The 14,653-nt window shown below is 41.3% G+C and carries 15 protein-coding genes; 3 read left to right on the top strand and 12 right to left on the bottom strand.

What is annotated here, in order from left to right; all coding sequences use genetic code 11:
- Nucleotides 1–12 precede the first annotated feature (12 nt).
- From pnuC to HG263_RS15730, 7 genes are all read right to left on the bottom strand, one after another.
- Nucleotides 13–639 carry a nicotinamide riboside transporter PnuC gene (gene pnuC, locus HG263_RS15760; RefSeq protein ID WP_171627049.1) on the bottom strand — a complete coding sequence of 209 codons (627 nt, stop codon included), beginning with the start codon at nucleotides 637–639 and terminating at the stop codon, nucleotides 13–15.
- The gene (locus tag HG263_RS15755) at nucleotides 639–887 is read right to left on the bottom strand and encodes a hypothetical protein (RefSeq protein WP_171627048.1); all 249 of its coding nucleotides are present in this window, start codon (nucleotides 885–887) and stop codon (nucleotides 639–641) included. Before HG263_RS15755 ends, pnuC begins: the two co-directional genes overlap by 1 nt.
- A 12-nt stretch (nucleotides 888–899) precedes the next feature.
- The gene (locus tag HG263_RS15750; protein ID WP_171627047.1) at nucleotides 900–1,406 is read right to left on the bottom strand and encodes a nuclear transport factor 2 family protein; all 507 of its coding nucleotides are present in this window, start codon (nucleotides 1,404–1,406) and stop codon (nucleotides 900–902) included.
- 32 nt (nucleotides 1,407–1,438) lie between these two features.
- Nucleotides 1,439–2,821 (bottom strand): Gfo/Idh/MocA family protein, encoded by a 1,383-nt coding sequence (locus HG263_RS15745; protein ID WP_171627045.1) that lies wholly within the window; start codon nucleotides 2,819–2,821, stop codon nucleotides 1,439–1,441.
- 126 nt (nucleotides 2,822–2,947) lie between these two features.
- Nucleotides 2,948–4,021 carry a phosphotransferase enzyme family protein gene (locus HG263_RS15740; RefSeq protein ID WP_171627200.1) on the bottom strand — a complete coding sequence of 358 codons (1,074 nt, stop codon included), beginning with the start codon at nucleotides 4,019–4,021 and terminating at the stop codon, nucleotides 2,948–2,950.
- A 52-nt stretch (nucleotides 4,022–4,073) separates the two neighbouring features.
- Complete coding sequence (locus HG263_RS15735; protein ID WP_246240000.1) at nucleotides 4,074–4,949, bottom strand: sugar phosphate nucleotidyltransferase; 876 nt, start codon at nucleotides 4,947–4,949, stop codon at nucleotides 4,074–4,076.
- 92 nt (nucleotides 4,950–5,041) lie between these two features.
- Nucleotides 5,042–6,475 carry an NAD-dependent succinate-semialdehyde dehydrogenase gene (locus tag HG263_RS15730; RefSeq protein WP_171627042.1) on the bottom strand — a complete coding sequence of 478 codons (1,434 nt, stop codon included), beginning with the start codon at nucleotides 6,473–6,475 and terminating at the stop codon, nucleotides 5,042–5,044.
- A 417-nt stretch (nucleotides 6,476–6,892) separates the two neighbouring features.
- Between HG263_RS15730 and HG263_RS15725 the strand changes: the two genes are divergently transcribed.
- The 3 genes from HG263_RS15725 (at nucleotide 6,893) to HG263_RS15715 (ending at nucleotide 10,585) form a co-directional block, all read left to right on the top strand.
- On the top strand, nucleotides 6,893–8,863 hold the full coding sequence (locus tag HG263_RS15725) for a sensor histidine kinase (RefSeq protein WP_171627041.1): 1,971 nt from the start codon (nucleotides 6,893–6,895) through the stop codon (nucleotides 8,861–8,863).
- Nucleotides 8,864–8,959: 96 nt separating this feature from the next.
- On the top strand, nucleotides 8,960–10,159 hold the full coding sequence (locus HG263_RS15720) for a porin (protein ID WP_171627040.1): 1,200 nt from the start codon (nucleotides 8,960–8,962) through the stop codon (nucleotides 10,157–10,159).
- Between the two features lie 12 nt (nucleotides 10,160–10,171).
- Nucleotides 10,172–10,585 carry a type 2 periplasmic-binding domain-containing protein gene (locus HG263_RS15715; protein WP_171627039.1) on the top strand — a complete coding sequence of 138 codons (414 nt, stop codon included), beginning with the start codon at nucleotides 10,172–10,174 and terminating at the stop codon, nucleotides 10,583–10,585.
- Nucleotides 10,586–11,054: 469 nt separating this feature from the next.
- Here the strand turns inward: HG263_RS15715 and fdx are convergent, their stop codons facing one another.
- The 5 genes from fdx to iscU form a co-directional block, all read right to left on the bottom strand.
- On the bottom strand, nucleotides 11,055–11,393 hold the full coding sequence (gene fdx, locus HG263_RS15710) for an ISC system 2Fe-2S type ferredoxin (RefSeq protein ID WP_171627038.1): 339 nt from the start codon (nucleotides 11,391–11,393) through the stop codon (nucleotides 11,055–11,057).
- A gap of 1 nt (nucleotide 11,394) precedes the next feature.
- Nucleotides 11,395–13,257 carry a Fe-S protein assembly chaperone HscA gene (gene hscA / locus HG263_RS15705; protein ID WP_171627037.1) on the bottom strand — a complete coding sequence of 621 codons (1,863 nt, stop codon included), beginning with the start codon at nucleotides 13,255–13,257 and terminating at the stop codon, nucleotides 11,395–11,397.
- A 45-nt stretch (nucleotides 13,258–13,302) separates the two neighbouring features.
- A complete protein-coding gene (hscB, locus tag HG263_RS15700; RefSeq protein ID WP_171627036.1) occupies nucleotides 13,303–13,827 on the bottom strand; it encodes a co-chaperone HscB in 525 nt (174 codons plus the stop codon).
- Nucleotides 13,828–13,923: 96 nt separating this feature from the next.
- On the bottom strand, nucleotides 13,924–14,247 hold the full coding sequence (gene iscA, locus HG263_RS15695) for an iron-sulfur cluster assembly protein IscA (RefSeq protein WP_152085001.1): 324 nt from the start codon (nucleotides 14,245–14,247) through the stop codon (nucleotides 13,924–13,926).
- A gap of 12 nt (nucleotides 14,248–14,259) precedes the next feature.
- Nucleotides 14,260–14,643 (bottom strand): Fe-S cluster assembly scaffold IscU, encoded by a 384-nt coding sequence (gene iscU, locus HG263_RS15690; protein ID WP_171627035.1) that lies wholly within the window; start codon nucleotides 14,641–14,643, stop codon nucleotides 14,260–14,262.
- Between the last annotated feature and the right edge of the window lie 10 nt (nucleotides 14,644–14,653).

Raw genomic sequence — 14,653 nt, 5'->3', positions numbered from 1 at the left:
TTGCTATTCAAGCTACAGTTCTGCAAGTGTTTTACCTTGTTTAAGCTCATAACGCTCGTACCAACGTTTATAACCGACGCAAGAGATTAAGGTAAGAAGCAGTGCCAAAGCCAAGGTTGGGTAATATCCTTTCATAAAATATAGATACATGGGTGCCATGTTAATAACAATCCAATATAGCCAGTTTTCAAGTACTTTTCTTACTACCAAATAAGTTATTACAACGGCAAAACACAGTGTAAAACTCTCTATATAGCTCAAGCTAATATCATTTGAAAGTTCTTGTATTAGCGTGCTGAGCGATATGGCAAATAAAGACGTTAATATAATGATAAACAGGTGTATTCTCACTGGCCAAGATATTATTGGTAACGGAGAATTATTAGTTCCCTGCCGCCAGACCCACCAGCCTATCACCGCCATAAGCATATAATAGAGGTTCAGTATTGCTTCTACTAATATATTTCCATGCCAATACATAGCCGCATACATGATAGAACTTACAAACCCTGCATACCAGCACCATAGGCTTTCTCGCACGGCTAACACCACATACATAAAGCCCAGCAACACTGCCGTATACTCCCAATAAGAAGATGTGAGCAGCGCATTTAAAAATACTGTAAATGAGTCTGGCATTAGGCTGACAAGTCACCACATATAAATTTACACACAAACACGATTTTCCCATACGCTTCGAAAGACTGCTTCATATGTGTTTGCAACAAAGGCATAACGACATCATACTCGCCAAATACTTGGGTTGACATACAGTTCGTTACAACTTTCAGTTCCGAGTGCTGATTTAATCGTTCAATAAAGTCTTTGATGAAGGGAATATAATCTTGGTGTAGAGGATATTTACTGATCTCAACAGAAATTTTCATGTATTTTCCTTATTAATCGTCAGCTTGCACTGGCACATTCAGATTTTTGCTCTCTTTAATTAAGGAACGAGGCGTGTAATTTATCCAGTCTTGTTGATAAATAATTTCCCCTTGCTCATTAAACTGCAACTTAATCAAAAACCGCCAAGGTCCTAACTCATTGCCAAAATACAAAAAGCGATGAAACACCCCAGAAAAAACAGCTACTTTTTTTTGGCTATCAACTACTTGTTGATCCACTGAAAAAAGTGGCTTACCGTCTAATACCGTGAGTTTGTTATTTGGCCAGTCATAAAATTTAGCTATGGCTTGGCTCCCAACTGCTGAATGTCCGTACAGCATATCTTCAAGTTGCGCATCAGGTGCATAAAATGACAAGAGCTGCTCAAAGTCCTGACGTTTTTGAAACACCTCTATATACTGCGCCACTGTCTTATCTAGCGCAGTTGAATTGGGGGTTGATTGACAAGCGCACAACCCAATAATAATAAACAGTAAGAGTATTAGCTTGTTGATCATAAGGAATGCTACTTTGAAATTAAGGGCGCGATTTACGCCCCTATAATGCCTAATGGTTTACCTTGCTGCCAAGCACCTCGAGTAAAGTCCGGAATATCAATAGCAGCACTTCTGTTTGCCACTGATTGTGCTGAAAGTGGCGATATCACTGACCATGCTGCTCCATCGTAAACGTCTTGATCGAGTGGCTCACCATTGCGTAAACAATAAATCATCCGCCAAAACATCAAAAAGTCCATTCCACCATGTCCACCATTGCGCTGAGCTTCTTCACCCATTCGCAACCAAAGTGGATGATCATATTTGTCATACCAACTTTGCATATCATAATCCCATTCATGGAAGCTTTTATCACCACCTTGTTCTAGCGCTATGCGATTTGGAAAACCAGCAAACACGCCGTTGGTTCCTTGAATCAAATTATGTCGTGAATAAGGCCTTGGTGTTGTTGTATCATGTTGTACCATGATGCTTCTGCCTTGCACAGTTTTGATCATCGTGGTGTTCATGTCACCTGCAATATACTTCGCTTGGTTACGCTGATGTTCAGGGGCAAATTCACGTTTTGCATACGCTGTGCGACCCAAAGACGGTGAACTCATTGAGGTCAAATAGTCAAAGCGATCACCTCGGTTGATATTCATGTACTGAGATACTGGGCCTAAGCCGTGGGTCGGGTACAAGTTGCCATTGCGTTTGGTATGCCAATCAGTACGCCAAGAGCCGGTTTTATGTTCAACTTCCTTCATTTGCCAACGTAGTTCATGGATGTAAGCGGCTTCGCCATGCAGTAGCTCTCCAAATAGTCCCTGGCGAACCATATTGAGCACCATCAACTCATCTCGACCATAGTTGACATTTTCCATCATCATACAATGACGTTGCGTACGCTCAGCAGTGTCGACTATGTCCCACATTTCTTCCACGCTAAGCGCCAAAGGCACTTCAACAAATGCATGCTTGTTGCTGTTCATGGTGTCGATTGCCATAGGAGCATGCCATTTCCATGGCGTAGAAATAATCACAATGTCAATATCATCTCGCGCTAGCATATCTTGATAAGCTAGTTCAGCCCCTTTATATACGCTTGGCGCTTCTACCCCTTGCTCTACTAGGTAGTTAACAGAACGAGTGAGTACTTCATCATGGGTATCGCAAATCGCCACGATACGGGTGCCTTCTATCTGGCTCATTCTTTTAACATGACCAAAACCACGCTGGCCTACCCCAATAAAAGCCACGCGTACTATATCTAGCTTTTCGCTCACCAGCCCCATTACAGAGCGACCTTGGCGCGATGGCGCGATATTAGATGCGTTGTGCTGAGCGCAACCTGATAACGTTGTAGTAAGCGCAGCCGCGCCTACAGCACTCCCCGCAGCCTTTAAAAAATCACGGCGATTCATTTTTGTCATTATGATTGTTCCTTAAAAGATACTTCACTTAGCAAGCTACCCCATCTTAGTGACAATGCAAAGTGAATGCGATTAAGTAAACGGAGTATAAAAACACAAGACACTTAGGTACCTTGTGTTCTTTGATCAGTAGCGAGCCAAAATGCTTCTAAGCGTTTTTTCTTTGTCTAATACATCTTGATATAGCTTGAATTGATTACGAGCACGTTGCAAATTATGTTGCGCTCGGTGAGTCGCAAAGTAGTTATCACCATCCAAATAATCAGTCAAAAAGCGCAAACCTATCATAAATGGCATTACTTTAGCGCCTAGCAGAAAGCTCTGTTTTTCTTGCTCTGTTAAAATATCAGCCAAAGGCTCTACATACCCTTGTACAATCGCCGAAAAAATTTCTTCTCGAACAAGCACGTTATCTAGATCTGTTGAGTCTTCGGCCTCTGGCGAGCAAAATGTTCGTACCATATCGCCAAAATCAAACAACCAATAGCCAGGCATACAAGTGTCCATATCAATAACCGCTTTGCTTTGATTGGTTTTGCTACAAAACAACATGTTGTTGATTTTTGTGTCGTTATGGCAAGGTCGAAGTGGAATTGTTTGACATGTTTTTTGTAACTCATCAGCAAGGGAGAACTGAGATTGGCAAAATGCTATAACATCTTCGCATTGCGCCGAACGTTCATGTGCATCTTCCGCTAGCACATGTTCAAATGCTTCGATGCGTTTAGCCAAGTTGTGAAAATCAGGGATTACATGGTGGAGCTGCTGCGCTTCAAAATCTTCAAGCGCTTTGGCAAACAATCCAAACGCATTGGCCGCAGTTTGTGCTTTGTCTATAGAGTCGACCACATCTTCACTATAACTTCCGCCAATGAATTCTAATGCACGCCATACACCGCCACTTAAATTCACTAAATAATCATTTTTTATAGTGGGTAGGTGTTTGATTATATTTAAATCATACTCCCCATTATTGGCTTTTTTAGCCAAGTGTTGCTCAATCGCTCTGGCATTCTCGACCAAATGATCTGGGTTTGGGAATACGTCTGTATTTAGTTTTTGTACTACTACAGCTTGCTTACCATCTTTAAGCAACATAGTTGTATTAATGTGACCATTGCCAATTGGGTTCATTACAGGCTTCTCACCTGCCAACCCAAATTGCTGTGATAGTTGTGCCGCTACTGCACTATTTTCCATGCTAACCTCATTGACTAATGGCATACAACTATTGAGAGCCTCACTCTCATTATTAGCGTTGTTCATTTATTTTTCCTGCCACCGCTGCTAATTCTTCTTTAAACGTAACGCCATACCAATGATCTTTGGCTGAATAGACAGTCAAGTCCATGTTTTTTGATACGATACATTGTTCAATACAATTCGGTAAATAATACTCTTTTATGACATCGCTGTCATAAGTTCTTAGAAACTCGTTGAAACCATACTCTAGTTCGGCAAAAAGCGCTTCCGTTACCCCCCAAAACGTCATTGAGGCTAACGCTGTATTGGGTAAAGTGTGAGAAGCATCGTCAAACGACCCTATGAGCCCACGCTCAGTTTGCTGAATATTTTCATATTCTTTAACACCAACGAGCCTGTTTCCCTCTAACTGGCATATTCCTCGGTTAACTCCGCCCGCTGACGAAAGCGTGTTAACCAAAGCGTAAGCAACCATCGCCATATTGCGTGGCGAGCGTTGAAAGTGATGGACCATTTGGATATAAGCTTGTTTGCCATAGTAATCATCCGCCGTAATGACAATAGCGGGGCCTGTGATATATGGCTTTGCAGTTAACAATGCATGCCCTGTTCCCCAGGGTTTTTCGCGTTGTTTAGCTAGTTCAATAAACTGTTCAGGCACATCACTCACCCGCTGTTCAACCAAAATCACTTCTAACTCTTTTGGTAAACGCGGTAAGATTTGTTGTTCAATGACCTGTCGAACACGCGCACTTATTACTAATACTGCCCGCCTCACGCCCGCTGCGTACGCATCTTCGATGCTTAACTCCATGATGGTGCGTTCAATACTAGGTAATACTGCTATTTGCTTGCTACCACCAAAACGACTACCTAAGCCCGCAGCTAATACCACCAATGTAGGGGCATCTATTAGTTGTTGCAACGACATTGCTCCTTGCAAAAAAGATAAAAAACAATCAGACGCGAAAGTGTATCTCGCTTTACAACTAATGAAAAGTCATTGCAAAAATTGCGCTAATCAAACTTTTGGCATAGATACTTTATATCCAGATACTCATCAAGCCCTTGATGTGCACCTTCACGCCCTAAACCAGACTGCTTTACTCCACCAAAGGGTGCTACAGGATTAGAAACCATGCCCTCATTAATGCCCACCATACCGTATTCAAGAGACATAGAAACTCGATGTATTTGTGATACATCCTGTGAGTAAAAATATGCAGCAAGACCCTCTTTTACGTCATTGGCGATGTGCAAAGCTTGGCTTTCGTCTGAAAATGACATCACACTGACCACTGGCGCAAATATTTCTTGTTGAGCAATCTGCATCTGTGGTGTGACGCCCGTCAAAATCATAGGTGCCATAAAGCTGCCGTCGAGTTCTTCTCCTTGGTACACAATCTTTGCGCCTTGCTCAACCGCTTCAGCAACGAGCTTTTGGGCCTTTTGTTTTGCTTCAACAGTGATCAAGGGGCCAATGTCGACCCCTTCGCTTAGACCATCACCTACAACGAGTTGTGCTACTGCTTCTACAAGATGCGCTAAAACCGTTTGCTCAATACTTTGTTGAATTAAAATACGGTTAGCAGCAACACACGTTTGCCCTGCATTTCTGAATTTAGCAGCCATTAAGCCAGTGATTGCATTGTCGATATTTGCCGATTCAAAAAAAATAAACGGCGCATTACCACCGAGTTCCATAGAAGTGCGCTTAATGGTGCCTGCACATTGTGAAAGTAATGTCGCTCCAACCTTCGTTGAGCCTGTAAAAGTCAGTTTGCGGATATCTGGGTTTTCGCACAAAGGTTTAATTAGCGCTGCAGAATCAGAGGTAAGCAATACCTGAAACGCCCCTTTTTGCATGCCAGCCTCCAGCGCAAGTTTTGCCAGTGCAATGGCACTTAATGGCGTTTGCTCTGATGGTTTTAAAATAAAACTACACCCTGCTGCATATGCTGGCGCGACTTTACGGGTGATCATCGCCAACGGAAAGTTCCACGGTGTGATGCCAAGCACTACGCCTACACCTTGTTTAACTATGCGTAACTGATGCTGTTGATCATTGGCTGGAATAATTTCGCCATAGTTACGCTTAGCTTGCTCGCCATACCACTGAATGAAGCCTGCGGCATAATCAACTTCTCCCATAGCCTCTTTTAGTGGCTTGCCCTGCTCTTGTGTAAGCAAGCGTGCCAACACCGCTTTGTGCTCTATCACTAACTCAAACCAACGCTGTAACACCTCACTACGCTGTGCTGCACTTGTTTGTTTTAACGCATCGAATGTAGTCAGTGCGCTGTTCAGCGCCAATTTTACGCCTTGCTCGTCTACTTGTGATACATAGGCTATTTGCTCGGCGTTGGCTGGATTCAACACACTGAACCGCTTTTTTCCCTGATACTCATCACCCGCTATCAGTGAATGTTCTAACCCAGTTAATAAACTCATTTTTAACCTCTTACAAACATAAAAAGCCACAGCCTAACTAATATTTTCAGCTAAGAACTCTTATCAGGCGTATGTTTGGGCAGTTGTCATCATTGAATGCCCACTTTAAACGCATATAACTCTTAAGCGGTCATATTACCTATCAACAAACGCTTTACTGTTCAAATTCAATAATACTAATCGTAAAAATGTACTAAAACAAAGATACAAACTGTACTGCAGAATAAAATAAGCTCACTTATTGAGGAAATACAATGAATTCACAATAAGACTTAGATTCATATAACTATTTGATATAAATAAATTACTGTCCTTAGGTCTTTTTTAAAAACAAATAAAAACTTACACGTTAATTTGCTCACCATATGTTTGTCTATTACTCTTAGTTAATTAGCAACAATATGGGTCTAGTTCATATTGAAAAGCTTGTCTTTCTATCTCAACATTTGTTTAGTTGTAGCGTGTTTATATAGCTTTGCTCACGCTTACCAAAATAATTTTGGGTCTGACAAGGAATACCTTAAACAGGAAATTTTATCAATTACAAACTCACAGATACGTGAACACTACTTAGATGTTTTACACCTACTCATAAACTCAAAAACCCCCAAAGCTTTTGAACTTCTATCACACATCAATAGCAATATAAAAACCGAACAGAGCCAATACCTTTATTTACAATACATGCTCACCGCTCATGCTTTCTCACAGCTGTCACTCCATAATCAAGCTACTGCTCACTACCTATCCGCATATGAGTTAGCTCTCATTGAGAAAAATCAGCAAAGAATACTCATCAACTTAGCTTTTATCGGTGATTACTTTATGCATATGCAACGACATCAAGAAGCGTACTATTATCTATCCCAATACCATGATAAGGCGACAGCGAGTGACTTTCTCCAGCACAAGCATAAGTCGCTCAATCTGTTGACAGAATTATCGATTAGACAAGAAAAATATCAGCAGGCCGAAAACTATTTAAATCAAGCGCTGCGCTTAACATATGAGTTACCTGATTCATTACCCGCTACTCGTAGCTACTATCTTAAAGGGTGGCTTAAATACACACTAAAGCAACCAGATGCTGCAAAGTGGATAATTAAATCAATCGCTTCATTGGAAAAACACAAAGCATATGAAGCAAAACAAAAGGCACAACTGCACCTTTTTAATATTTATCTCAAAACAAATGAAATTGCAGCAGCACTTGAACTTGCCGACAATATGATAGCGGCTAAATCACCTCTTTTAAGTCTCCCCACGATAATACAGTTATACAGCTCTGCGATTGAGTTTTATCACTCCCAAAATATGCAAAGCCGAGCGGCAGAGTTAGTCAAACCGTATATACATGCTCAAAACCTTTTAGAAAAACAAAGGCAACTTGTTGATTTAAAAAACTATATTGCAGCTTCAGAACTCGCAAGTAAAGAGCTAGACATCATACAACTGACCAAAGAGAACGAGTTGATTGCAGCTAAAAACAACAATATAAAACAGTTAACCATAGTTATAGTTAGTGCATGCTTTTTCGTCACATCACTTTCTATTCTATTTTTGACACTGCATACCAGAAAACATAAAAAGCTTGTTACCGCTTTAGAAGACCTTGCCAACACACAAAAAGCATTAACAAGTGAACAGAATATGTCAGCCATGACCACGCTTGTTTCCGGAATGGCTCATCAACTGAATACCCCATTAGGTATTATTATTACATCAAGCTCGGCACTAAGTGATGCCCTAAAGACGCTTAAAAAGCGATATAAGCAAAAAAAACTTGGCTCAAAAGATTTAGAGTTGTTTATTGAGCACGCAGAACATGCTTTGGCTCTTACAAATTCTAATAGCAAAAAAGCTGATGGCTTTATTCAAAGGTTTAAAATGATCTCGGAACATTTAGAAGAAACACGCCCTACACCTTTTTTAATCAACTCGTTTTTGCAATCTAAAATCACACAATTGATGGAACAGAAGTCTCAGCAGTTTACATTTCAAGTCAACGGCCCCGATATTGAAATAGTGAGCTACCCTGATGTACTTTACAAAGTCTTCGAGCAGCTGATTGAAAATAGCTGTGTCCATGGAGCCCAAAATAAAACAATTAACATCAATATATTTATTTCAGAAAAAGTAACAAAAAACATCATCGCAATAGACTATCAGGATGATGGTATCGGCATTCCCATCGAAGACATTGAAAAAATCTTTACGCCCTTTTTTACCACGCATTCCATGCAAGCTCGGCTTGGGATAGGTATGAACATTATTTACAATTCAGTGGTAGACATAATGCAGGGAAGTATTACATGTGAACACAGTCACAAAGGCGCAAAATTCATTATAGAGATACCCCAAAATACAAAAACTAATAGGGTAAGTTGATAAAAGCAAACAAAAAACTAAACTTTAAATGTGCCTCTAGCTACTAAATCAAGGCGGCACAAAATACCTTCTCTGCGTTAACAATAGGAATACATTATGAGTAATATTTCGAGGTTTACCCTCTATTTAATGCTACCAACTCTGTTGCTATTATTTAGTCAAGCAACCTATAGTCAGGGAGTGAGAATCAGTGGGTTTGGTACGGTAACCATGGGCTCTACACTGGATTCTGAGAAGCCCTTGGGTTTTTACAAAGACGATGTTCAATTTAAACCTGAATCTCTAGCTGGCGTCCAACTCTACAGTGATATAGGTAGTAAAACATCAGCAACTTTACAGCTAACCTCTCGAGGTATGAACGACTTTGATACCAAGATAGAGTGGCTATATCTAACTTATATTCTTGACCGAAATTGGAGTTTTAAAGTTGGTAAATTTAGAACACCTTTTTATAATTATAGTGAAAGTCTTGATATTGGTTACTCCTACCACTGGATAAGACCACCGCAGTCTGTTTATATTCCTTTATTCAATAATATGGAAGGTGCAAGTGCAATGTACCGCTCTGTATATGGTGAAATAGACTCTAACTTGCAGTTATTCTATGGCACCTTACATGAGACCTCTCCAGGTGGCTCAGTAGATATTGACTTCATGGCCGGTTTCTCGTGGTCGCTGCAAAAAGACTGGTTAAGTATGCGCGCTTCTTACTTTAAATCTAAAGTAACGATTCCAGCAGTTTTCGCCAGTGCGGCAATTCCTTTACTTCCAGCTGAGGCAAATCCTATGGCGATGCCAGGCCCCCCTGGTCCAGAAATGCCAAAGGTATCAGTATCCGTTGCCAATGCCATTTTGCCTCAAGGAGACAGTGCAACAAACGCAGGTATTGCACTGAAAGCTGAGTTTGATGACTGGATGGTCTTAGGTGAATATACCCACAATAAAGTGGACGATAGTATTTTTACTAACCCTGTAGGCTACTATGTATCCTTTGTATATTTTTGGGGTAAATTTCAACCTCACATTACCTACGAGCGATTTGATACTGAGCCTCAATATGAAATATTAGATATGGTCGCAGACACAGACCCTGTGAAGCCTCTATTACGTGACGCCATCGGCCGAACTGACGAAGACAAAAAGACATACACCCTTGGTGTAAAATACAACTTAGATAGGGGCACAGCAGTAAAAATCGATTACTCCTATACCGACTTTAAGATTGAAGTTAATGACCCCGTCAGACCGCAACTTGATGCTGGTGTTTTAAGTGCTTCAGTTAGCTTTATTTTTTGATCGGAGGTGAGTATGTTTTATCGAGTTATAATACTGGTAGCAACCTTGCTTCTATCTTTTTCAGCAAATGCTAACTTAGTGATAATTGCAAATAAGAACTTTTCAGAGAACTTAGATAAAGAGTATGTTAAGCGCATATTTCTTGGTAAGGAGCAGTTGCTCCCTAGCGGTTCAAAGATAATGATACTCGAAATGGATAATGAGTCTGACACATTTGCTGAGTTTGCAAATTCAGTTGTAGAAAAACAACCTGAGCGTTACAAAGCCTACATGGCAAGGCAAATTTTCACTGGCAAAATGCCGCCACTACAAAGAGTAGGTTCCTCAGCTGAAATGAAGGAGCTAGTTTCAAAAGACAATTACACAATTGGTTATATTTTGAAAAGTGAAGTAGATAATACGGTTAAAGTAATACTCTCTTTTTAACCCATTGAACCTATAATCTTTCACCTATAAGGTGGTTCTCTTATCTGAGCCACCTTATCATCTATGTCTTAATTAAAAACCAACTCCTACCTGTCTTACTTGCCTCGCGTACCTTCTATTTTTCCTTTCTGTTCCAAAAAATAACGTTGAGAAGTGAGTAATACAAACAATACCCAATGTTGACGCACTCGCAAGCAAAAATGCGATAAAAGGAAGTAAACCCTTAGCACTTAATATATCCAAATTATTTCTTTGTGTAATAGCAAGTAACTTGGGTAAGGTGCTCGGTATCGACATCTTTTATCAGTGAAAAATGCGTTGGCACGCGCACACTATCACACGTTATTTTCAATAATTTAAAGGGCCAGCTTGTTAAGGTAATGATTGAATCGCACCTTAAATTTGCAATACAAAAAAGCCACAGCGTTTGCTGTGGCTTTTTTAGTGTACTTTAAATAGGACGAAGCAATTAATGTTCTTCGTTGACGATATTTAGGTTGTACTTTGGAATTTCAACGACTAAATCTTCATCTGCTATCACAGCTTGGCAACCTAGACGAGATTCAGCTTCTAAGCCCCATGCTTTATCTAGCATGTCGTCTTCTAGTTCATCACTTTCTTCTAGAGAGTCAAACCCTTCACGCACAATCACATGGCATGTAGTACAGGCACATGACTTTTCACAGGCATGTGGAATGCTGATGCCATTTTTAAGCGCTGCGTCTAATACCGTTTGTCCTTTTGGTGCTTCAATGGCAGCGCCTTCAGGACAAAGCTCTTCATGGGGTAAAAAGATGATTTGTGGCATATTAAACCTCGTCTACCGACTGCCCTTGCAGTGCTTGTTTGATTGATACATCCATGCGACGCGAAGCAAACTCACTGCTCGCCGCATCTACTTTTTCAATCGCATTTTTGATTTCATCTGGCGATTGTGCCTGCTCACGCGTTTGAGCAAGTATAGTCATTTGTTCACGTAAGTGAGTCAGCTCCTGCTCATTGAGCAGTGCGCTGTCAGTTGCAAGTGATGCCTCTAGCGCTTCGAGCACACGTAGAGCTTCCACTTGCTGCTCTTTAAGCATACGCGCTTGCATGTCTTCTTTGGCATTACTCATTGACTCTTTAAGCATTTGCGCCACTTGATCATCGGATAAACCAAATGACGGTTTCACCTGAATTTCAGCCTGTACGCCCGTTGATTTTTCCACCGCCGACACACTTAGCAAACCATCCGCGTCCACTTTAAAGGTCACGCGAATATGCGCTGCGCCCGCCGCCATTGGAGGAATACCTTTGAGGCTAAACTTAGCTAAAGAACGACAATCATCTACCAGCTCACGCTCCCCTTGCAACACATGCAATGACATAGCCGTTTGACCATCTTTAAAAGTAGTAAATTCTTGGGCGCGAGCAACTGGAATGGTGGTATTACGTGGAATGATTTTTTCAACCAACCCACCCATGGTTTCTAACCCAAGCGACAGTGGCAGTACATCTAGCAACAACATCTCTGAGTCAGGCTTGTTACCAACAAGAATATCCGCTTGAATCGCCGCGCCAATAGCAACCACTCTATCAGGGTCAATGGAAGTCAGTGGTTGTTTTTCAAAAAACGCTTCGACTTGCTCACGAATAACAGGCATTCTCGTAGAGCCACCGACCATCACTACTTGTAAGATTTCTTCATTGCTGACACCGGCATCTTTTGCTGCACGACGACAGGCTCTTAGTGTTTTTTTCACCAACGGCATCACTAGCTCTGCAAACTCATCACGAGTAATAGTAACCGTATGGCTTTGCTCACGCAGTTCAAGTTTAACGTTAACAGTTTCGTAGCTACTTAGCGCTTCTTTGCAGGCCTTTGCTTTATTGATGAATAAGCGTAACTCTTTGGCATTTAAATCATTAATACCCGTTTGAGACTTAAATAAGTTCACTAATGTAGAGTCAAAATCATCACCACCCAAGCTTGAGTCACCGCCCGTTGCCAGTACTTCAAATACACCTTGGTTTAAACGTAAAATGGAAATATCAAACGTGCCACCACCTAAGTCATAGACAGCTATCACGCCTTCTTGCCCAGAATCCAAGCCATACGCTACCGCAGCTGCGGTTGGTTCATTAAGTAAGCGAAGTACTTTTAACCCAGCAAGCTCTGCAGCATCTTTGGTACTTTGGCGCTGCGCGTCATCAAAATACGCCGGCACAGTGATCACAGCACCTTGTAGCTCTTCACCGGCAAAACTAGCTTCAGCGCGAGCACGCAAGCTTTTTAAAATTTCAGCAGAGGCTTGCACAGGGCTAACAGGCCCCGCTACAGTGTGAACGGCAAGACCACTTTCAGTTTGCACAAATTCATAAGGTAATTGACCATAACTTTGCTCAATTTCTTGTTGCGTTTTGCCTAGAAAGCGTTTTACAGAGATTAAGGTGTTTGTTGGATCTTCAGCGGATGCTTGTTGCGCTGCACTGCCTACAACCACATCGTCAGCTTGATAGCGCACCACCGATGGCAACATCACCGAGCCATCAAAGTCAGCAAGCGTTTTTGCTTCACCGCTTTGTACAGTGGCAACTAAAGAGTTAGTGGTTCCAAGATCAATACCAACTGCTAATTTATGTTCATGTGGTGCCGCGCTCTGCCCCGGCTCAGCAATTTGCAATAATGCCATAATGCTCTTTCACTTTTAGACTCGCTTTAACCAGGAGTCGAGAAATTAATCAAATAAATTGTCTTCGATACGCGCTAATTCGTCACGCAACTTGTATACAAACTTAAGTTTGCGAATGTTGTCGGCGGCCAACTGTAAGTCTTGCTCATTGTCACTGCTAAGCTGCTGTGCTAATTGCTGACTAAATTCAACATCTAACGCCTTGATTTGCTGTTCAAACTGTTCAATAGCCGCTTCTACATCATCACTTTGAGGCAACTCTTCAAGCGCTTCACGCATCTCCATTTGCTGCATCAAAAATATAGGATCTTGCAGTGTTTGCTGCTCAGCGCGTATATCTACACCGCGCTCACTGAGCATATATTCAGCACGTTTTACTGGATGTTTTAGTATCGAAAGTGCATCGTTTATTTCTGCTGTTTTTTGTACTGCCAGCAGCTTTTCTCGCTCACCTTTTCCGGCAAAGCGATCGGGGTGCACTACACGTTGAAGCTCTAGGTATTGCTGATTTATCTTTGCAAGATCAACATGATAATCGACTGGAATGTTAAATAACTCAAAATAGCGCATGTCTTTTACTTACCTAAGAGGTGCGCTTTACGCGCATTGCAAATATACGACAAAGCCCTACCAAGGCAGGGCTTTGAAAATCAACCAGTTCGGCGTTTATACCGTAAAGCTCTCGCCACAACCACATTCGTCTTTTTGATTTGGGTTATTAAACTTAAACCCTTCATTAAGACCTTCTTTGGTGTAATCAAGCTCGGTGCCGTCAATATAAACTAGGCTTTTGGCATCAACGATTATTTTCACATCATTGTGCTCAAATACTTCGTCGCCTTCGTCTAGTTCGTCAACAAACTCAAGTACATATGCAAGACCTGAACAGCCCGTGGTTTTAATGCCAACACGTAAACCTATGCCTTTGCCACGATTTGCTAAAAAGGCCTGAACTCGGTTTGCCGCTGCGTCTGTCAATGTCACTGCCATGGTTCTTTACTCTTACTTCGCTTGTTTACTTTTATAATCTGCAATTGCTGCTTGAATAGCGTCTTCTGCTAAAATTGAGCAGTGAATTTTAACTGGCGGTAACTCTAGTTCAGCGCTGATATCAGTGTTTTTGATAGTCGCAGCTTCTTCAAGGCTTTTACCTTTCACCCACTCAGTGACCAATGATGATGATGCAATTGCACTACCACAACCGTATGTTTTAAATTTTGCGTCTTCAATAATACCTTGATCAGACACTTTAATTTGTAACTTCATTACGTCACCACACGCAGGCGCACCTACCATACCAGTCGCTACGCTTGGGTCATTTTTATCTAATGAACCAACATTACGTGGGTTTTCCACGTGGTCTATTACTTTTTCACTGTAAGCCATAACTATTTCC

Origin of the sequence: Pseudoalteromonas caenipelagi (genome assembly GCF_013140855.1) — a bacterium.
GTDB classification, from domain to species: Bacteria; Pseudomonadota; Gammaproteobacteria; order Enterobacterales; family Alteromonadaceae; genus Pseudoalteromonas; species Pseudoalteromonas caenipelagi.
This window is presented reverse-complemented; position numbering and strand designations above follow the sequence as displayed.